Origin of the sequence: Amycolatopsis thailandensis (genome assembly GCF_002234405.1) — a bacterium.
Taxonomy (GTDB): Bacteria; Actinomycetota; Actinomycetes; order Mycobacteriales; family Pseudonocardiaceae; genus Amycolatopsis; species Amycolatopsis thailandensis.
The window spans coordinates 1-18,295 of record NZ_NMQT01000075.1 but is presented as its reverse complement, the minus strand read 5'-3'; the positions used below and the strand labels follow the sequence as shown (position 1 = coordinate 18,295).

Sequence of the window (18,295 nt, the reverse complement as noted above, 5' to 3'; positions counted from 1 at the left end):
TAGCGGTCTCGTCCTGACTGAATTTTCAGTCAGGATGCTATCGTGTCCTCACCGGTCCAGCCAAGGAGTGCACAGTGTTCGATTCGTCCCTGCCCCGCCGCACGGTTCTACGTGCCCTGACCGCGGTCGGCGCCGTCGCCGTCGGAACCGCGGCGTGTTCCGAACCGGAAGGAAGCTCCTCGGCGCCCGCTCCGGAGACCGGTTCACCGGAGCCCGCCGCGGCGGGGGTTCGCAGGCTGGGCGCCGAGTGGGAAAGCCACGCGCGCACCTACCTGTCCTGGCCGGCGTCGAAGTCCATCTGGGCGGAAGACCTGCCCGCCGTCCGCGAGGAGATCGCAGGGCTGGCCAAGGCGATCGCCGCCTTCGAACCGGTGGTGCTCCTCGCCCGGCCCGAGCACGCCGATGCCGCTCAGCAGGCGTGCGGCGACACCGTCGAGGTCGTCTCGATCCCGGTCGACGACCTCTGGGCGCGGGACACCGTGCCGGTGTTCGTCGAGGAGGCGGGCAAGGTCGGGGGTGTCGACTTCAACTTCAACGGCTGGGGCGGCAAACAGAACCCGCACGATAAGGACAACGCCGTCGCGCGCTCCGTGCTGGGCAAGTACGGCCTGGCCCGCACCGAAACCTGGATCACCGCCGAGGGCGGCTCGTTCGAGACCGACGGCGCGGGCACGCTGATGGTCACCGAAAGCTCACTTGTCAACGACAACCGCAACAAGGGCAAGAGCCGCCAGGAGATCGAAGACGAACTGAAGAAGGTCCTCGGCGTCCGGAAGGTCATCTGGTTCGCGGGCGTCCGCGGCGAGGACATCACCGACGCCCACGTCGACTGCCTGGCCCGGTTCACCGCGCCCGGCGTCGTCCTCCTGGACAAGGCGGCACCCGGCACCCCGCCCGACTCATGGTCCCGCGCGGCCGATCAGGCGAGGTCGGTACTCGCGAGCGCCACCGACGCCGATGGCAAGCCCTTCAAGGTGATCGACCTCGTCCAGCCGGATCCGGACAAGGTCGAAGGCTATGGCGAGGACAGCGTGATCTCGTACGCCAACTTCTACGTCGCGAACAAGTCGGTCTTCGTGCCGAAGTTCGGCGACGCGGAGGCGGACGAGCGCGCGCAGCAGGTCCTGCGAGACCAGTTCCCCGGGCGGGAGATCGTGCCGGTGAAGATCTCGACCATCGCCTCGGGCGGCGGCGGGATCCACTGCTCGACGCACGACCAGCCGGGTCAGCCTTCCTGAGGCAGCACCGACATCACTTCGGACACCGGGCGCAGATGCTGCTCCAGCAACCGTGACGCCTCTTTCACGTCATGGTCGTTCAGGGCGGCGACCAAGGCCCGGTGTTCGTCGTTGATCACCGTCAGCCGCTCAGGGCGTGCCTCCAGCGCACGGACCGTGACCCGCTGCTGCCGCGAACGGAGCGTGTCGTACAACTCGGTCAGCACGGTGTTGCCCGCGGCGTTCACGATCGCGCGATGGAATCGGCGGTCCAGCCCCGACACCGCGAACCAGTCGCGTTCGGCGCCGGAGCGCACCATCCCGTCGATCAGTTCCGTCATTTCGGCGGGCGCGCCCGCCTTGTTCGCGCAGAGCGTCGCGATCGCGTGGCCTTCGATCAGCCGCCTGCTCTGGTAGACCTCTTCCAGTTCCCGCGAGGTGACCGTGCGCACCTGCGCGCCCTTGCGTGGCAAGAGACTGATGAACCGTTCGGCGGCCAAGCGGTGGAACGCCTCGCGCACCGGTGTCCGGGAGACACCGACGACGCCGGAGACCCACATTTCGTCGAGGAAGCGGCCGCCTTCCAGTTCGCCCGAGATGATGCCGTCGCGCAGCCACGTGTAGACCCGCTCGCGCGCCGGGCCGCCCCCTTCGGCGGTCACAGTCATCTCGTTCCCCCTCTATGCCGTTACTTTCCGCGGCAGACACTACACCTGGACCAGCCAAGTATCCATCATGTATACAAGAGTTCCACTGATTGGAAGGGGTCCCATGGTGCACGTCGCGGTGGCGCAGTTCGCGCCCGGCAACGACAAAAAGGCCAACCTCGCCCGCGTCGCCGCCCTCGTCGGCGAAGCGGCGGACCGCGGCGCGCGGGTGGTCGCACTGCCCGAGTACTCGTTGTTCACCGTACCGACGATGAGCCGGGAATTCGTGACCTCGGCCGAAGAACTCGACGGACCGTTCGTCACCGAGCTACGAGGTCTCGCGAAGGACCGGCAGATCACCGTCGTCGCGGGTATCAACGAAGCGCTCCCCGGCGGGGAACGGATCTCGAACACGCTCGTCGCGGCCGGTCCCGACGGGGCGATCACCGCGCTGTACCGCAAGCTGCACCTGTACGACGCCTTCGGCTTCCGCGAATCGGAACTGGTCCGGCCCGGCGACATCGAAGCACCGGAGACGTTCGAGGTCGACGGGATCACCTTCGGCCTCCAGACCTGCTACGACCTGCGGTTCCCGGAGGTCACCCGCCGTCTGGTCGACGCGGGCGCGGACGCCGTACTGCTCCCGGCCGAGTGGATGCCCGGCCCGCTCAAGGAGGACCACTGGACCACGCTGGTCCGGGCGCGGGCGATCGAGAACACGATCTACCTCGTCGCGGCGGGACAGGCGGCACCGGCGGGCTCGGGACACAGCATGATCGTCGACCCGATGGGCGTCGTCGTCGCCTCGCTCGGGGAGCGCACCGGGACCGCGACCGGCGAGGTCTCCGCCGAACGGATCTCCGAGGTGCGCGCCAAGAACCCGGCGCTGGAGCTGCGCCGGTTCGCCGTCACTCCCAGGTCCTGAGTATCTTCTGACCCGGAGGTCCGTTCGTGAAGACACGCCCTCGGGCGTGGTGACGCGGCTTCCGTTCGCCTGGGTGCCGGGTGGCCGCCCGGCACCCAGGCTCTTACGTCACGGAACCAGCAGTCCCCAGTGCACGGCCCAAGGCACGAACAGCACGGCTCCGGCCAGCAGCAGCCCGACCCGCACTCCCCCGCTCGTCTCGTTCCGCCGTCGCCACCACGAAACCGCCGTGACCACCCCGGCGGCGACGACACCGACCGCGCCCAACTGCAACGCGAGCCACGGCAACGTCCGTCCGAAAAGGACCGGCCCCGGCGCCATCGCCGCCCCCGTCGTCAGCACGACGTAGTAAGCGAGGAACCCGACAGTGGCGAGCAATCCCGTCGACGCCAGCCAGCGCGCGGGCCGGGCGAGCGGAACGTCCTTGCGGCGGCGGAACAACGCCGTCACCGGATAAGCCGCGAACGCCAGCAGCGCCAGCGCCCATACGCCGATCTGCAGCCACGGCGCCTCGTACCAGGCCAGTGGCGCCAGGGCGACGCTCTGGCTCGCCTGCACCGGTGGCGGATCGGCCGACGGGCCGTTCTTCGGCCCGTTCACCCAGTTCGCGACGAGGTCGAGGTAGCCGGGAGCGAAGCCGTCGAGCTTGTCGAAACCGTCCGTGGTCCGCCGAAGCCCGTGCTGCGCCTGCGGGAACACCTTCAGCGTGTACTGCCGGTTCCCTGTTCGTTCCAGCGTTTCCCGGAAGATCCGGACCGCCTCGCCGGGCGGGGTGAGCCGGTCCTGCTCGCCCCACAGCCCGAGCACCGGCTGCCGTACCTTCTCCAGCACCGGCACCGGGTCGTACCCGGCCTCGGGGAACGCGCCGGCGCCCGCGAGGGTCCGCATGTTCGTCGACGCCACCAGGTCCACCATCGAGCCGGTGACCCCGCCGTGCCGCAGGTAGGTCTCGAAGGCCCACGACTGCTGACGGTCGGGCGACACCCCGTTGGCCCCGACGGTGACCACGAAGGCGACGTCCTTCGACTTCGACGCCGCCAAGGGCGCGACCCAGCCCCCTTCGCTCAAACCCCATACCCCGACGCGGGCCGGATCCACGCCCGGACGCGAACGCAGTGCTTGAACCGCGGCGAGCGCGTCGTCGGCCAGGACCGAGTAGTCCCGCTCGAACAGCGAGTAGCCTTCGGTCCGTTTGTCGTAGATCAGGGTCGCGATCCCCGCCTTGGCGAAGGCTTCGGCCTCGGCCCGGTAGTCGTCCCGGTCGTGTTCGCCCGAGCCGTGCACCATGACGATGCCCGGCGCCGGGCCGCCGCCTTCCGGCGCGACCACGGTTCCGCGCAAGGTCACACCGTGGCTGGTGAACGAGACTTCGCCGTCCGGAGCGGCCGCGGGCACCGGCGACGAACCCGCCACCACCGCCGCCGCGAACAGTGCCCCGATCATCGCCTGCTCACCCGGACCACCTCGAGCGACGGCGACGCGAGGATGTCCTTCTCGCAGTACCGTTCGGTGACCCACCGCTTGCGCGAGTACAGCTCCGTCTGGTCGCTGTGATGCGCGGACTCCGGGTTCGCGGACTGCGAGTAGGTCAGCAGCGTCGTCGTGTCCGGGCAGCCGGTGCCGTTGAACGCGACGACGTGCAGGTACGTCCCGCCGTGCACGATCTCGGTGTAGCCGCGGGCCGGATCCCACGGTCCGCCCAGGGAGTCGTAGACGCCACGCCCGGCGGTCCCGCCTCCGAGCGGGATCTTCTTTCCGCCGCGAACGACATAGTGGTTGTCGCCGTAGGGCGCGTCGAGCGGGATGTTCGCCGCTTTCAGTTCCGCCACGGCGCCGGCGAGCGCCTTGCGAATCGCGGCGTTGCCGGTGTCGAGCGTGTTCGGGGTATCGACCGGATCCTGGACGGCGAAGGGCACCTTCCAGATCCCCGGCCCCATTCGGTCCACTGTGGACCAGAACCGGTCGAACAGCAGCGCGCCCCGGCTCTCGGCGTCGGAACGCCCGTCCCAGTTCGCCAGCGCGGCGCAGGCACCTTCCATCCCCGGCATCGTGCGGCACATCCCGACGACGTCGGCCCGGACGAGCTCGGCGGCGTGGTCCCGGTGCGAGAACATCAGGTCCCGCATCGCCTGCCCGGTGAAGCCGCCCTTCGCCAGCTGGCCGGCGATCTCGGCGAAGCCGCCGCGTGTGCGCATGTTCTGCTCGTACCGGACCGGGCCGACGATCCGAGGGAAGCCGGTCTTCGGCTCGGCGGGATTGAACAGCCAGTAACTGTCGTTCGAGTTCGCCAGGTAATCGTCCCGGCTCAGCGTCGGCAGGCTGGAGGGCCCGAAGACGCCGGGGCGCAGCGCGTCACGGTCGCGGCCCCAGGCACAGGCCGTCCGGGAGCCGTCGAGCACCGCGATCCCGTTGGCGTCGAACAGTTCCTTGCCCAGCGGGGTGTTGCAGCGCGCCGCCTTTTCGTCGGTCACGTGCGGAACCCCGTGAATCTGGCTGGACTCCACCCGGCCGCGGTCGTCGGTGGCGATGATGTTCATCCACGGCAGCCCTTGGGTCCGGCGGACCGCGCCGATCATCTCCCCCGCCGTCCGGCCGCGGGCGATCTCGAACATCGAGTTCGTCATCGAAAGGTTCCCGGCGTTGGCGTCCGCGATCGCGAAGGCACTCGACGCCGTCCACGGAAGCTCTCGTTGCCCGAGCCGGGTCGTCACCGGACCGTATCTGGTCGTCCACTGTGGACGCACGACGCGTTCGAGACCCCCGTCCGCCTTGCGGGACAGGACGCTGACGTCGGTGCGCCGCATCCGCTCGGGCTTGCCATCGACCAGGTAGGTCGTCGGCGAGCCGGGCACGAGCTTCAGTTCGAACAGGGTGTACGTGCGGGTGGTGTCGGTGGCCGTCCCGCTCCAGGCTGCGGTTTCGTTGTGGCCCAGCCACATCAGCGGGATACCGGGGATTCCGGCGCCACTGACGTTCAGCTTGCCCGGCAGGCTCAGCTGCGACTGCCACAGCCTGGTCCCGCTCAGCTGCCACGGCAGGTGCGGGTTGGCCAGGGAGACCCCTCGGCCGTTCGCCGAGGCGGCCTTGCCGACGGCGATCGCGTTGCTGCCGATCCCCGTCCCGCCGGTCATCTGTTCGCGACCGGCACCGGCGGGCGGCGCTCCGGGCAGGGACGCGGTGATCGAGTCCGCGACCCCACCCTGCCCGAAGATCATCCCGACCGCGTGGGCGTGCCGGTAGACGTCGAGTTCGGTGATCGGCTTCAGCCAGCCCGCCCCACGGCAGGCCGGATCGGTGATCTCACCGGTGCGCAGGTACTTGTTCACGCCCTCGACGTAGCCGCGGATCAGTTCGCGGACCTCTCGGTACGGCCCGCGCGGCGCGGGTTCCGCGAGCAGCCGCTCGACCGCGCCACTTTCGTTCAGGCCTTGGAAGTACAGGTCGCTCGCGAGGTTCGTGCTCGCCTGGCTCACCCCGCTCGTCGGCGGCGCGTCCGGACCCAGCCGGCGGGACCGCTCGGCCCGCGTGGTGACCGCGACGTCCACGATCGCGCAGACGTTGTCCTTGGCGGCGGCGTAACCCTGTCCGAAGCCCAGACCCACCCAGTCGTTCGCGACGATGTGCGGGACGCCGTATTCCGTGTAGCGGATGGTGGCGTCCGCGCGGGATGCCCCATCCGGCGGTTGCGCGGCCGTCGCGGTCCCCGCCGCGAGCAGGCTCGTCACGGCACCGACGGCCGCGATTCTCTTCCAGAGCAGCATGCTGCTCCCCCTTTGTGTGAAGTCGTTCGTGAAGACACGCCGTCCGGCGTGGTGACGCGATCCCGGTGATCGAGTGGCCGCTCTCCCACCGGTCTTCTCAGCTCCCTTCCCTCACTCCTCGTCCGGATCCGGGAACGCCGTCCAGCGCACGTACACCTTCCGCACGTCCGGTCCGGGTTCCGGCCGCCAGTAGCGGCGCAGGAGGTCCAGGTACTCCTCCCAGAACTGCTTGAGCTCTTCGAGGTTCACGTGCACGGCGCCGCGCGAGAAGACCAGCGCGTCACCCCATTCGCCCAGTTCGTCGCGACGCCGCAGGAAGCGCGCCATCTGCTCCAGGTCCTCGGCGAACGCGGCACGATGCGCCTCGTCGAACACCGCCCGCATCTCTTCGCTCTGTTCGCTGTGCCGGGGCCAGCGGATGTCACGATGCCTGGCTCGCCACCAGCGTTCCTTGCCGTGCGCGAGTTCCGGCGCCTCCTCGATGAAGTCGTATCTCGCCAGCTCACGCAGGTGGTAGCTGGTCGCGCCCGAGCTCTCCCCCAGCTGCTTGGCCAGCTTCGTCGCTGTCGCGGGCTCGCGGCCCAGCGACTCCATGATCCGGCGGCGCAAGGGATGCGTCATCGCCTTCAGCACGGCGGGATCGGTGACCTCTTCGGGCGTCGGCGGACCGGTCATGACACCAAGGTAGCCGTGCAAAGAAGATTGTGCAAAGACGCCTTTGCACGCAGGCGGGATCATCTCCGCGAAGCGACCGAGGATTCTGCTGACGTTTCGGTGAACTCAGCGTGAAATTGACAACTTCAGTACGAAGGTCTTGTGCCGGGCGGACGAAAACTCGACAGGTTCGCGGCTTTTTCGTTGTGTCCTCCCCAGAATTCGGTTGTATCGGATAGTTTTGCCCGGAGTCGACCTTGCGGGAGAGAACATGCCGAAGCACCGCCCTCGACAGACGGACAAGTTGTCCGCCCGGCACCGGACGGCCTTCGCGCTCGCCGGTGGCGCGCTCGCCGTCCTGCCCGCGGTCACCGCGTCGGCGGGTCCCGACGCCCCGATCGCCGCGCCGAAGCCCGCCGTACCGCAGAACCAGGCCGCCGCCTGGCAGCCGCCGGTGGGCACGGTCCCGGAGATCGCCGTCGACGGCAGTCTTCCCGAGCCGCCCAATCCGGATCCGCTGGTCGTCCCCGGCGGCACCGGCAACACCGGCGGCTCGTTCGCGCCGTCGGGCGCGCTCGGCATCCCCGCGAGCATGATGAAGGCGTACAAGAACGCGGCCGACATCCTCGCGAAGGAACTGCCGGGCTGTCACATCGACTGGGCGCTGATCGCCAGCATCGGCCGGATCGAGTCGAACCACGCGCGCGGCGGTTACGTCGACGCGAAGGGCAACACCCTCGAACCGATCCTCGGCCCGCAGCTCAACGGCGCCGGACCGTTCGCAGCAATCCGGGACACCGACGGCGGCAAATACGACGGCGACACGGTCTGGGATCGCGCGGTGGGCCCGACGCAGTTCATCCCGTCGACGTGGAAGGGCTACGCCTCCGACGGCAACGGCGACGGCGAGTCAAACCCCAACAACATCTACGACGCGACGCTGGGCTCGGGCCGTTACCTCTGCTCCGGCGGCGTCGACCTGACGTCCGAGCAGACGCAGCGCGTGGCCGTCTACCGCTACAACCACTCACTGTCCTATGTGGACACCGTGATCCGCTGGGCGGTCGCCTACCGCGGTGGTGTCGCGACGTTCCCGGACAGCCAGGTCCCGGTCGGCGCACCCGACTCCTCGAACATCGCCGCCGACACGCCCGGCGGCCAGCTCCCGGTCCCGACGCTGCCCGACACTCCCCCGCCCGGCACGACCACGCCGCCGACGACCCCGCCGCCCAGCTCGTCGCTCCCGCCGAGCAGCAGCACGCCGCCGAGCAGCTCTTCGCCCTCGAAGCCGAGCAGCACGCCGCCGTCCTCGACGCCTCCCTCGTCGACTCCGCCGTCGAGCACGCCGCCGTCGTCGACGCCTCCGCCGTCCAGCACGTCTTCGGCGCCGCCGTCTTCGACCCCGGCGGGCGACACCGGCTCGACGAGCCCGACCACCTCCACCTCGACCAAGCCCTGACCACCGCCCGGAGCGCATTCAGAGGACTAAACGCGATGCCCGGAATGTCCTGAACCCGGCCCGCGTTGTCGCTTCTCGTAGATCGTCAACCGAGAGAAGCGAGACACGGATGTCGTCTTTCGTCATGACCGCCGCAGAACGGGAAGCCTTCCTGAGCGAGGTCCACATCGGGGTCTTGGCCGTGGAGCGGGAAGGCCGGGCCCCGCTGGCCGTACCGGTCTGGTACGACTACGAGCCCGGCGGGGACCTCCTGATCTGGATGGACGGCGGTTCGGTCAAGGACAAGGCGATCAAGAAGGCGGGCAGGCTCAGCCTGGTCGCGCAGTCGGAGACCTTGCCGTACAAGTACGTGACGGCCGAGGGACCGGTCGTCGCCAACGACGCTCCGCCGACCCGGGAGCAGGCGCTGAAGATCGCGCACCGCTACCTGCCGGAGGAAGAGGGCACGAAGTACGTCGACGGCGCGCTCAGCGACAACTCCGTACTGGTCCGCGTCCGGCCCGAGAAGTGGCTGAGCAACGACCAGGGCAAGGCCTGACGAACCGACGGTGCCCCGGTCGCCGCAGGGCAGCGGCCGGGGCACCGTTCCTTCAGCTCGCGATCGGCTCGAACTCGACGACGCTGTCGAGCGCCTTGCCCATCGCGGCGTTCCCTTCGCGTTCGATCATGATCTCCACCAGCACCGGCCGCGAAGTACGCTCGGCCTCCTTGCGCGCCCATTCCAGTGACGTCCGGATCTCGCCCGGCTCGGTCACCCGGGTCCCGGAGCAGCCGTAGGCCTCCATGACCTTCACGTTGTCCGTGCCGTTCTTGTCGTAGTGGATGTCGACCTCGAAGTTCATCTCGTAGCCGGTCTCGGCCTGCCGGATGAGCCCGAGGTACTCGTTGTTCAGCATGATCAGCACGAATCCGACGTCGTACTGCGCGGCCACCGCCAGCTCCTCCACCAGGAACTGGAACGAGTAGTCCCCGACGACGCCGACGACCTCCGCCTCCGGTTTCGCCTTCTTCACGCCGATCGCCGCCGGGATCTCCCAGCCGAGCGGGCCCGCCTGGCCGCACACCTGGTAGTGCCGCGGCTTGTGCGCGCGCTGGAACTGCCCGGACCAGATCTGATACAACCCGATCGCGGTGACGAAGTAGGCGTCCTCGCCGTAGAACTCGTTGATCTCCTTGAACACCCGGGGCGCCTTGATCGGCGTGTCCTCGAAGTCCTCCCGGCGCGGCAGGCTCTCCTTCAGCTCGCCGATCCGCCGCGGCCAGGCGCGATCCCGCGCCGGGGAACGCTTCGACGCCGCCTCGATCAGCGCGTCCAGGAACGCGCCGGTGTCCGACACGATCCCGAGATCCGGCCCGAACACCTTCCCCAGCTGCGTCGGCTCGATGTCGACGTGGATGAACTTCCGGGTCCCGCGGTAGACGTCGAGGTCACCGGTGTGCCGGTCACCGAACCGCGCGCCGAGCGCCAGCACCAGATCCGCTTCGAGGAAGGCCGCGTTCGCCCACCGTTGGGAAGTCTGGATGCCGGCCATCCCGGCGAACAGTTCGTGGTCCTCCGGGAAGGTCCCCTTGCCCATCAGCGTCACCCCGACCGGGACGCCGAGCAGCTCGGCCGCGGTCCGCAACCGGTCGCTCGCGCCGCCGAGCACCACGCCGCCGCCCGCGAGGATCAGCGGCCGTTCGGCGGCCAGCAACAGATCCAGCGCCCGCTCGACCCTGGCCGGCGACGGCGCCGCCTTGGTGACCGGCAGCGGCGAGTCGATACTGGAGTCCCATTCGATGTCCTGCCGCTGGACGTCGATCGGCAGGTCGATCAGCACCGGGCCGGGGCGGCCCGACCGCGCGATCCGGAACGCCTCCCGGAACACCCACGGCAACTGGGCCGCTTCCTTGACCTGCACCGCCCACTTCGTCACCGGTTTGGCGATCTCGACGATGTCGACGGCCTGGAAGGCCTCGGTGTGCAGTTTCCGCGAGTCGGCCTGCCCGGTGATGCACAGGATCGGGATCGAATCGGCCTGGGCGGTGTAGAGCCCGGTGATCATGTTCGTCCCGGCGGGCCCCGAGGTGCCGATCGCGACGCCGACGTTGCCGGTGGTCCGCGCCCAGCCGTCGGCCATGTGGGTGGCGCCCTCTTCGTGGCGCACGATCAGATGCTCGATGCCGCTGTCCTGCATCGCGTGGTACAGCGGGAGGATCGCGGCGCCGGGGCAGCCGAACGCGGTGTCGACGCCTTCACTGACCAGGACGTCGACGACGGCCTGCATGGCGGGGATTCTGGGCATTCCTCACTCCTTGCTTTCCGCGCCGGACAGCGCTTCGACGACCTTCAGCAGGGCGGAGTGGTCGAGCGAGCCGTGGCCCATCGCCCGTCCGGCGGCGACGAGCTGGGCGACCAGCCCGGTGAGCGGCAGCGCGACGTCGGCCTGCCTGGCGGCGGCGAGCGCGATGCCCATGTCCTTGTGGTGCAGGTCGATCCGGAAACCCGGGGCGAATTCCCGCGCCACCATGGACTTCCGCTTGAGTTCGAGGATCCGGCTGCCCGCCAGGCCGCCCGCGAGGACGTCCAGCCCGACTCCGGCGTCCACGCCCGAGGCCTCCATCAGCACGATGGCTTCCGCGATCAGGCCGTAGGTCCCACCGACCACGAGCTGGTTCGCGGCCTTGACCACCTGACCGGCGCCGTGCGGCCCGACATGGACGATCGTCTTGCCGACGGCCTCCAGAATCGGGAGCGCGGCGGCGAAGTCCTCGCCGTCGCCACCGGCCATAATGGACAATGAAGCCTGCTCGGCACCGGCCTGACCACCGGAGACGGGCGCGTCGAGCACCCGGATCCCCCGTTCGGCCGCCCGCTCCGCCACCTCGATCGAGGTCTCCGGCCGGATCGTGCTCATGTCGATCAGCAGCGTGCCCGGTTTCGCCGACTCCAGCACCCCGCCCGCCGCCAGCACGACGGCCTCGACCTGCGGATGGTTCGGCAACATGGTGATGACGACCTCGGCGCCGGCCACGGCGTCCGCCACCCCGTCGGCCGCCCGGCCACCGGCCGCTTCCAGCCTCGCGAGCGCCTCCGCGTTCGTATCGAATCCGCTCACTTCATGGCCGGCGGCGACGAGATGCCCCGCCATCGGCCCGCCCATGATCCCCAGGCCGATGAATCCCAGCTTGGTCATGCCAGTCCCCTTCGTTCGAAAGGCAGCCACGACAGCGAATCCGCGCTCGGGCCGTCGGGTTTGTACTCCACGCCGACCTGCCCGCGGTAGCCCGCCGCCTGCAGCTTTTCCAGGTAACCCTCGATGTCCAGCGTTCCGGTCCCCGGCTGGTGGCGCCCTGGGGCATCGGCGATCTGGACGTGACCGATCCGTCCGGTGTGGACGGTCGTGACCGTGTCGAGGTCGTCACCGTTGACCGCCAGGTGGTAAAGGTCGGCCAGCAGCTTCACGTTGTCCCGCCCGAGTTCGTCGAGCACGTTCAGGACGTCGACCGCGGTCTTGAGCGGGTATTTTTCCGCCCCCGACAGCGGTTCCAAGACGATCTCCGCGTCGATCCGCGCGGCCGCGTCCGACGCGAGCGCCAGATTCGACAGGCCGAGCTTGTCCTGCCCGGCCGGATCCGCGCCGTCGATCCGGTTGCCGTAGAGCGCGTTGAACCGGCGGCAGCCGAGCCGTTCGCCGAGCTCGATCGCGGACGCGACACCGCGGGTGAAGTCGTCCTCGCGGCCGGGCCAGGTGACCAGGCCGCGATCGCCGCCCGCCATGTCGCCGGGGAAGAAGTTCAGCCCGGTCACCGCGACACCCGCCCGCTCGACCGACGCCACGAAAGCGTCGACCTCGGCGGCGTCCGGCGCCGGCGTCTCGAACGGCCACCAGTACTCGACCGCGGTGAAGCCCGCCGCGCGCGCCGCCTCCGCCCGGTCGAGCAGTGGCAACTCGGTGAAGACCAGCGACAGGTTCAGCACGTAGGGCAGTGCGTGACGCGAACCGGCAAGTTCAGCCATCGAAACCTCTGTAATTTCGCTCTGCGGAAACTTTCTTTCGTATATCGAGAATAGCCCGCTGACCTGTCATCGGTCAACGGGCGGTATACCAACCAGCCGCAAAGGGTGCCCCCGTGCCCGTGTGCCCCATGCCTGCCGCAGACGTCGCGAAAAGCCACTTTCGGGACATCAGATGTCCTGAAAGTGGCTTTCGCGACCACGACACACATAGCGAGAGGCAAGGCAAAGGTGTCGGGTCGTTGTTGCTGACGAGAGCGTGAGCTGTCACTCAGAGTAAGGGGTGTGTGGTAACAGGGACGTTGAATGTCCCTGTTACCACACACCCCTCGAGCCTTTCGGGCCTCCTGGCCGTGACCGGTCCGGTCACGCGGGACTGTGTGGATTTCTGAGCGTCCAACGCACCAAAATCCACACAGTCGGCGCCCGAGGTCCGGTGGCGCGCAGAGTCACTGACCCGTCCGCAGATACGCCACAGTTCCCTTACCCCTAAATAACCCGAAACACCACTCACAACCCCCTAGCGGACAGCCTCATATGGCCATGAATCGAACGCTCGGTTGTCGCTGAACGTCTCATGTGGACACTCGGGTACGCCTGGTCGCCGTCCAGTCCGGAACCATGTCCTCGAGCAGCGAAGAAGGCCTTCGCGGCAGCACCGACCATGCCATATTTGGCTTATCGCACAAATAACTCGGCGCGAATATCCACAGTGGACACTCGCGCCGAGCCGGCCCTCAGTCGATGCCCAGTACCGGGAGAGATTCCTTGACGCCGACCAGTTCGATGTCGTCGCGCCGCTGCCGGTCCCAGGTCTCTCTGGTCAACCGCCAGCACTGGATCAACCCGACCTCTCCCCGCCGGGTCTCCCAGGTAGTGCCGTTCTTCTCGTAACCCAGCGCTCGCGACACCCCGTTGGACGCTTGGTTGTCGGCGAAGGCGTCGCTCGAAGCCTCCCGAGCGCCCAGCCCCGCGAAGGCCAGATGCAACACGGCCGCGCGCATCTCCCGCCCGAGCCCGCGTCCGCGCTGTCCCGGCGCCAGCCACGAAAAGCTCGACACCGTCCCGAATTTGGCGAAATCGGTCCCGATCAGGTCCTGCATCCCGATCGCTTCGCCGTCCAGCAACACGACGAAGTACAGCCGCCAGAAGCTCGGATCCACCCGGGCGCGCCCCGCCCAGATCCCCCGCAGCCACCGCCATTCACGATCGGGATTGTCCGCGTACAAGGAAATCGGGTCGTCGAACGGCCAGGGCGCGGTTTCGGCGACACCGGCGCGGACGGCCGGGACCAGCCGCTCCAGCAACTCGTCCGTCGCCCCGGCCAAGGTCAGCCGCGGCGTCCGTACCTCGATGTTCAAGGGAGGGTAGGTGTGGCTCATCCTCGGACGGTAGGCGGACGGGAGTGACCGGCGCACCGGATTATTGTCGGACCCTCTCGTTAACGTCGGCGGGCATGGAGACCACGCCCTTCCGAGCCCGGATCCCGGAGGCCGACCTCGAGGACCTCCGCGCCCGGCTCCGCCGCACCCGCTGGCCCGAGGACGAGACCGTCGACGACTGGTCGCAAGGTGTGCCCGCCGCGTATCTGCGCGCGCTGTGCGCGTACTGGGCGGACACCTACGACTGGCGAGCCGCGGAGTCCCGGCTCAACGCGATCCCCCAGTTCCGCGCCCGGATCGACGGGCTCGGCATCCACTATCTGCACGCCCGCTCCCCGCATCCCGGCGCGCTGCCGCTGATCCTCACCCACGGCTGGCCCGGCTCGATCTTCGAATTCCTCGACGTGATCGGCCCGCTCACCGATCCCGTCGCCCACGGCGGCGACGCGGCAGACGCCTTCCACGTCGTCGTGCCGTCCCTGCCCGGGTACGGCTTCAGCGACAAACCCGCGAAGACCGGATGGTCGATCCAGCGGATCGCCGACGCGTGGATCCACCTCATGGACGGCCTGGGTTACGAGCGCTTCGGAGCCCAAGGCGGCGACTGGGGCACGAGCATCACCACGCTCATGGGGCGGACGGCACCCGGGAGCCTGGCCGGGATCCACCTCAACCCTCCGCTGGCGGCACCGGATCCGGCGACGTTCGGCGACCTCACCGAAGCCGAGCGGGCATCGCTCGACGACCTCGAACGCGGCAACGCGGACGGTTCGGCTTACGCGAACCTGCAGAGGACGAAGCCGCAGACGATCGGCTACGCGCTGAGCGATTCACCGGCCGCCCTGTGCGCGTGGATCGTCGAGAAGTTCCAGGCGTGGACGGACTGCGCCGGAAATCCGGAGAACGCGCTGAGCCGGGACGCGATGCTCGACGACATCACCCTCTATTGGCTGACCGGGACCGGCGCCTCGTCCGCGCGGTTGTACTGGGAGAGTTTCGCCGAGGTGTCGAGCTGGTTCACCGAATCCACTGTGGACACCATCGCCGTGCCGACGGGCTGCTCGATCTTCCCGCGCGAGTCGCCGCGCCCGTCCCGTCGCTGGGCCGAGCGCCGGTTCACCGACATCCGGTACTGGAACGAACTGGAGCGGGGCGGCCATTTCGCGGCCTTCGAACAGCCTGCCGTGTTCACCGAGGAGGTGCGGTCGTTCTTCCGGCTCGTGCGGTGACAGCTTGACTGTGACACCGTGTCAGGCTGTCGAGTGGGAGGCGTCATGTTCAGTATCGGAGACTTCGCCAAGCACGGCCGGGTGTCGGTCCGGATGCTGCGTCACTACGACGCCATCGGGCTGCTGCGGCCCGCCCACGTCGACCCGTTCAGCGGCTACCGGTCCTACACCGGCGACCAGCTGGCCCGGCTCAACCGGGTGATCGCGCTCAAGGATCTCGGCTTCACGCTCACCCAGGTGCAGGAGATCCTCGACGCGGAGATCGGCGCCGACGAGTTGCGCGGGATGCTGCGGCTGCGCCGGGCCGAACTCGAAGCGGCCATCGCGGCCGACGAGGCGCGGCTCACGGCCGTCGAAGCGAGGCTCCGGTCGATCGAAAGCGAGGGAAGAATGCCTTCCGAAGACGTCGTCGTCAAAAGCCTGCCCGCGGTACGCGTCGCCGAGCTGACCGGGACGGCGAGCGGATACGTGAACGAAGAGATCGGGCCGGTCGTGCAAGGTCTCTACAAGGAACTGTTCGGGGCGCTCGGCCCGATCACTCCGTCGGGGCCGCTCATCGCCTACTACGAGGACGACGCCGACGGCGAACGCGTGCTGATCCACGCCGCCGTCCCGATCGCGGCCGAAACCGACGGCTCCGAAGGGTTCTCGACGGTGAGCCTCGCCGAAGTGGCGACAGCGGCGACGATCCTGCACCGGGGCTCGATGGAGACCGTGCTCTCCAGCTACCAGGCGCTGGCGAAGTGGGTCGACGCGCACGGGTACCGCGCGAACGGCCCGGCGCGGGAGTTCTACCTCGATTGCCCGGCCGACGGGGACAAGTGGGTCACCGAGCTGCAACAACCGATCACCATGGCCTGACGTGTGTCATGAGGGGTCCCCATGAGACGAAATACGTCTCATGGGGACCCCTCATGACACGCCGCCGTGCCGCACCAGGAAGTCGGTCACGGCGGCGCGGAACGCGTCCGGCGCCTCCAGCCACGGCACGTGACCGACTCCCGGCAGCCGCACCCGGGTCACCGAAGGCAAGGCCTGCTCCAGCGAGTCGACGGCCCACCGGGGCCGGTTGTCCGCCGTCCCGTCCACGATCAACGTCGGCACCCGCAGCGACCGGCAGGCCTCGACGAGCTCGGACTCGGGCACCGCCCGCATCTCCTCGCCCAGCGCGGCGTTCGCCTCGTAGTTGATCGGGAACCATGGTGTCGCCATCGCCTCGGCGTGGCGCGCCCCCTCCGTCACGAAGTCTGCCGTCCATTGCAGCACCGCGAGTTCACGTTCTTCGGCCCCATCGCGGTCCTTCGCGCGAAGTTCGGCCCACCGCGGATGCCGTTCTCCCAGCACCTGCTCGAAGTTCCGCTTGAACTCCGCGTGCCAGCCGTCCCCCAGCCCGACGCCCGACACATAGACGAGCGCGCTGACCCGCTCCGGACGCGCGAGGGCGTAGAGAAGACCGAGATGCGCGCCCCACGAATGCCCGAGCACCGGGACGCGGTCGAGTCCATGCCACTCACGGACGGCGTCGACGTCGGCCACCATCCGGTCGAGCGTGTACGGGCCGCGCGGATCCGAGCGGCCGGCACCGCGCTGATCCCAGCGGATCAGCCGGAAACCCGGACCGGGATCGAGCGTGCCGAACATGTCCCACAGACCCGGACCGCCGTGGCAGCACAGGATCGGTTCGCCCCTGCCGGTCGCCGAGGTCCACAGCTCACGGCCGTCGTCGGTGATCACCCCGCGATTATCCGGTAGGCGCGATCGCCGCCGTTGGTTATCTTCCGCGGCATGACGACGTACACGCCGCCGCAGCGGGCGGCCACCCTCGCCGACGCGCCCGCCATCGCGGCGCTGATGCGGGCCTCGGTGCTGGAGTTGTTCCCCCGGTTCTACGACGAGCGGCAGACCGCGAGCGCGGCGGAGCACATCGCGGCCATCGATCTGCGGCTGATCGAGGACGGCACCTACTTCGTGCACGAGGCCGACGGCGAGATCGTCGCCTGCGGAGGCTGGAGCAGGCGCAACAAGACGCACGCCGGCGCGGGCGACGCGGAGGACGACGAACGTCCACTCGACCCGGCCACCGAACCGGCGCGGGTGCGCGCCATGTTCGTCCGCGGTGACTGGACCCGGCGCGGCCTCGGGCGCGCGATCCTCGAATCGTGCCGCCTCGCCGCGAAGGCCGAAGGGTTCACCTCACTGACGCTCACCGCGACCCTGCCCGGTGTCCCGCTGTACCTGTCGTTCGGCTTCACCGAGGTCGAACGGGTGACGGTGACGACGCCCGACGGCGTCGATCTTCCGGGCGCCGTCATGGCCCGGGACGTCGAAAAGCCGGATAGGATCGGCGAATGATCTCCGGGGCCACGGCACTTTCGTTCGTCTTGATCTGCCTGCTCGGCGCGATGGCACCCGGCCCGGATTTCCTGGTGGTGACCCGCAGCGCGATCCTCGGCGGGCGCAAGGCCGGGATCGCCGCCGGACTCGGCATCGCGCTCGGCGTGTTCGTCTGGGTGGTCGCGATCGCGCTCGGCGTCGCGGCCATCCTCACCGTGTCGGCGATCGCCTTCACCGCCGTGAAGCTGATCGGCGCCGCGTACCTGGTCTTCCTCGGGGTCAAGGCGTGGCTGGCGGTGCGCCGCGGTGACTACAGCGACCTCAAGGACAAGGTGGCGCCCGTCGTCGCGCCCAAGGAGACGTTCCGGCAGGGACTGCTCACCAATCTGCTCAACCCGAAGGTCGCGGTGTTCTTCCTCGCGCTGATCCCGCAGTTCCTCCCGCATTCGGCCTCGACCGCGCAGACGCTGCAGCTGGCGGTGCTGGCCACGACGGTGGCGGTGGTGTGGACCTTCACCCTGGCGACGCTGGTCGGTTCACTGCGGCGGTTCTTCAGCTCCGGCCGGGTGCGTCGCGCCATGGACGCGGTGATGGGCACCTTCCTGGTCGGGCTCGGCATCAAGGTCGCCGTCCAGAACTGACCGAACGCGCGTGAAGGACTCCTTCCCTCGGCTCAGCCGAGGGAAGGAG

At 69.0% G+C, this 18,295-nt stretch carries 17 protein-coding genes; 8 read left to right on the top strand and 9 right to left on the bottom strand.

Annotated elements, in window-relative coordinates; translation table 11 throughout:
• Window positions 1-74: 74 nt before the first annotated feature.
• Window positions 75-1,238: an agmatine deiminase family protein gene (locus CFP71_RS21770; protein ID WP_093935742.1), complete on the top strand. Its 1,164-nt coding sequence runs from the start codon at window positions 75-77 to the stop codon at window positions 1,236-1,238.
• On the opposite strand, the gene CFP71_RS21765 is transcribed toward CFP71_RS21770, so the two are convergent.
• Window positions 1,226-1,885 carry a GntR family transcriptional regulator gene (locus tag CFP71_RS21765; protein WP_208636003.1) on the bottom strand — a complete coding sequence of 220 codons (660 nt, stop codon included), beginning with the start codon at window positions 1,883-1,885 and terminating at the stop codon, window positions 1,226-1,228. The genes CFP71_RS21770 and CFP71_RS21765 overlap by 13 nt on opposite strands.
• A 103-nt stretch (window positions 1,886-1,988) precedes the next feature.
• On the opposite strand from CFP71_RS21765, the gene CFP71_RS21760 reads away from it, so the two are divergent.
• Window positions 1,989-2,789, top strand: a complete 801-nt coding sequence (locus CFP71_RS21760) for a carbon-nitrogen hydrolase family protein (protein WP_093935740.1) — start codon at window positions 1,989-1,991, stop codon at window positions 2,787-2,789.
• Window positions 2,790-2,897: 108 nt separating this feature from the next.
• Here CFP71_RS21760 and CFP71_RS21755 read toward each other — a convergent pair whose 3' ends face one another.
• From CFP71_RS21755 to CFP71_RS21745, 3 genes are all read right to left on the bottom strand, one after another.
• Entirely contained in the window at window positions 2,898-4,232 is a 1,335-nt protein-coding gene (locus tag CFP71_RS21755; protein ID WP_093935738.1) for an alpha/beta hydrolase family protein, read from the bottom strand.
• Window positions 4,229-6,550 carry a penicillin acylase family protein gene (locus CFP71_RS21750; protein ID WP_093935736.1) on the bottom strand — a complete coding sequence of 774 codons (2,322 nt, stop codon included), beginning with the start codon at window positions 6,548-6,550 and terminating at the stop codon, window positions 4,229-4,231. Before CFP71_RS21750 ends, CFP71_RS21755 begins: the two co-directional genes overlap by 4 nt.
• 111 nt (window positions 6,551-6,661) lie before the next feature.
• A complete protein-coding gene (locus CFP71_RS21745) occupies window positions 6,662-7,225 on the bottom strand; it encodes an ArsR/SmtB family transcription factor (RefSeq protein ID WP_093935734.1) in 564 nt (187 codons plus the stop codon).
• Between the two features lie 250 nt (window positions 7,226-7,475).
• On the opposite strand from CFP71_RS21745, the gene CFP71_RS21740 reads away from it, so the two are divergent.
• Together CFP71_RS21740 and CFP71_RS21735 are read left to right on the top strand one after the other, a co-directional pair.
• Entirely contained in the window at window positions 7,476-8,663 is a 1,188-nt protein-coding gene (locus CFP71_RS21740) for a lytic transglycosylase domain-containing protein (protein ID WP_093935732.1), read from the top strand.
• 109 nt (window positions 8,664-8,772) lie between these two features.
• Window positions 8,773-9,201 carry a pyridoxamine 5'-phosphate oxidase family protein gene (locus tag CFP71_RS21735; RefSeq protein ID WP_093935731.1) on the top strand — a complete coding sequence of 143 codons (429 nt, stop codon included), beginning with the start codon at window positions 8,773-8,775 and terminating at the stop codon, window positions 9,199-9,201.
• 52 nt (window positions 9,202-9,253) lie between these two features.
• Here the strand turns inward: CFP71_RS21735 and gcl are convergent, their stop codons facing one another.
• The 4 genes from gcl to CFP71_RS21715 all read right to left on the bottom strand — a co-directional run bounded on the left by gcl (window position 9,254) and on the right by CFP71_RS21715 (window position 14,042).
• Entirely contained in the window at window positions 9,254-10,948 is a 1,695-nt protein-coding gene (gene gcl, locus CFP71_RS21730) for a glyoxylate carboligase (protein ID WP_093935729.1), read from the bottom strand.
• A 3-nt stretch (window positions 10,949-10,951) separates the two neighbouring features.
• Window positions 10,952-11,839, bottom strand: a complete 888-nt coding sequence (locus CFP71_RS21725; RefSeq protein WP_093935728.1) for a 2-hydroxy-3-oxopropionate reductase — start codon at window positions 11,837-11,839, stop codon at window positions 10,952-10,954.
• Window positions 11,836-12,663: a hydroxypyruvate isomerase family protein gene (locus CFP71_RS21720; protein WP_093935726.1), complete on the bottom strand. Its 828-nt coding sequence runs from the start codon at window positions 12,661-12,663 to the stop codon at window positions 11,836-11,838. The genes CFP71_RS21725 and CFP71_RS21720 overlap by 4 nt, the downstream gene beginning before the upstream one ends.
• Window positions 12,664-13,397: 734 nt before the next feature.
• The gene (locus tag CFP71_RS21715; RefSeq protein WP_093935817.1) at window positions 13,398-14,042 is read right to left on the bottom strand and encodes a GNAT family N-acetyltransferase; all 645 of its coding nucleotides are present in this window, start codon (window positions 14,040-14,042) and stop codon (window positions 13,398-13,400) included.
• Between the two features lie 74 nt (window positions 14,043-14,116).
• Here CFP71_RS21715 and CFP71_RS21710 point away from each other — a divergent pair, with 74 nt between their 5' ends.
• Complete coding sequence (locus CFP71_RS21710) at window positions 14,117-15,271, top strand: epoxide hydrolase family protein (RefSeq protein WP_093935724.1); 1,155 nt, start codon at window positions 14,117-14,119, stop codon at window positions 15,269-15,271.
• Window positions 15,272-15,316: 45 nt separating this feature from the next.
• Entirely contained in the window at window positions 15,317-16,132 is an 816-nt protein-coding gene (locus CFP71_RS21705; protein WP_093935723.1) for a MerR family transcriptional regulator, read from the top strand.
• Window positions 16,133-16,183: 51 nt separating this feature from the next.
• Here the strand turns inward: CFP71_RS21705 and CFP71_RS21700 are convergent, their stop codons facing one another.
• Window positions 16,184-17,005, bottom strand: a complete 822-nt coding sequence (locus CFP71_RS21700) for an alpha/beta fold hydrolase (RefSeq protein ID WP_093935720.1) — start codon at window positions 17,003-17,005, stop codon at window positions 16,184-16,186.
• 51 nt (window positions 17,006-17,056) lie between these two features.
• Between CFP71_RS21700 and CFP71_RS21695 the strand changes: the two genes are divergently transcribed.
• Complete coding sequence (locus CFP71_RS21695) at window positions 17,057-17,623, top strand: GNAT family N-acetyltransferase (RefSeq protein ID WP_093935718.1); 567 nt, start codon at window positions 17,057-17,059, stop codon at window positions 17,621-17,623.
• The gene (locus CFP71_RS21690) at window positions 17,620-18,246 is read left to right on the top strand and encodes a LysE family translocator (protein WP_093935716.1); all 627 of its coding nucleotides are present in this window, start codon (window positions 17,620-17,622) and stop codon (window positions 18,244-18,246) included. Before CFP71_RS21695 ends, CFP71_RS21690 begins: the two co-directional genes overlap by 4 nt.
• The last annotated feature ends 49 nt before the right edge of the window (window positions 18,247-18,295 follow it).

Bases quoted from the DNA above. Each gene is read 5' to 3' on its own strand.
- CFP71_RS21720 (WP_093935726.1), bottom strand. From the start codon at position 12,663: ATGGCTGAACTTGCCGGTTCGCGTCACGCACTGCCCTACGTGCTGAAC.
- CFP71_RS21765 (WP_208636003.1), bottom strand. From the start codon at position 1,885: ATGACTGTGACCGCCGAAGGGGGCGGCCCGGCGCGCGAGCGGGTCTAC.
- CFP71_RS21735 (WP_093935731.1), top strand. From the start codon at position 8,773: ATGTCGTCTTTCGTCATGACCGCCGCAGAACGGGAAGCCTTCCTGAGC.
- CFP71_RS21745 (WP_093935734.1), bottom strand. From the start codon at position 7,225: ATGACCGGTCCGCCGACGCCCGAAGAGGTCACCGATCCCGCCGTGCTG.
- CFP71_RS21740 (WP_093935732.1), top strand. From the start codon at position 7,476: ATGCCGAAGCACCGCCCTCGACAGACGGACAAGTTGTCCGCCCGGCAC.
- CFP71_RS21760 (WP_093935740.1), top strand. From the start codon at position 1,989: ATGGTGCACGTCGCGGTGGCGCAGTTCGCGCCCGGCAACGACAAAAAG.
- CFP71_RS21695 (WP_093935718.1), top strand. From the start codon at position 17,057: ATGACGACGTACACGCCGCCGCAGCGGGCGGCCACCCTCGCCGACGCG.
- gcl (WP_093935729.1), bottom strand. From the start codon at position 10,948: ATGCCCAGAATCCCCGCCATGCAGGCCGTCGTCGACGTCCTGGTCAGT.
- CFP71_RS21710 (WP_093935724.1), top strand. From the start codon at position 14,117: ATGGAGACCACGCCCTTCCGAGCCCGGATCCCGGAGGCCGACCTCGAG.
- CFP71_RS21690 (WP_093935716.1), top strand. From the start codon at position 17,620: ATGATCTCCGGGGCCACGGCACTTTCGTTCGTCTTGATCTGCCTGCTC.
- CFP71_RS21715 (WP_093935817.1), bottom strand. From the start codon at position 14,042: ATGAGCCACACCTACCCTCCCTTGAACATCGAGGTACGGACGCCGCGG.
- CFP71_RS21705 (WP_093935723.1), top strand. From the start codon at position 15,317: ATGTTCAGTATCGGAGACTTCGCCAAGCACGGCCGGGTGTCGGTCCGG.
- CFP71_RS21750 (WP_093935736.1), bottom strand. From the start codon at position 6,550: ATGCTGCTCTGGAAGAGAATCGCGGCCGTCGGTGCCGTGACGAGCCTG.
- CFP71_RS21725 (WP_093935728.1), bottom strand. From the start codon at position 11,839: ATGACCAAGCTGGGATTCATCGGCCTGGGGATCATGGGCGGGCCGATG.
- CFP71_RS21755 (WP_093935738.1), bottom strand. From the start codon at position 4,232: ATGATCGGGGCACTGTTCGCGGCGGCGGTGGTGGCGGGTTCGTCGCCG.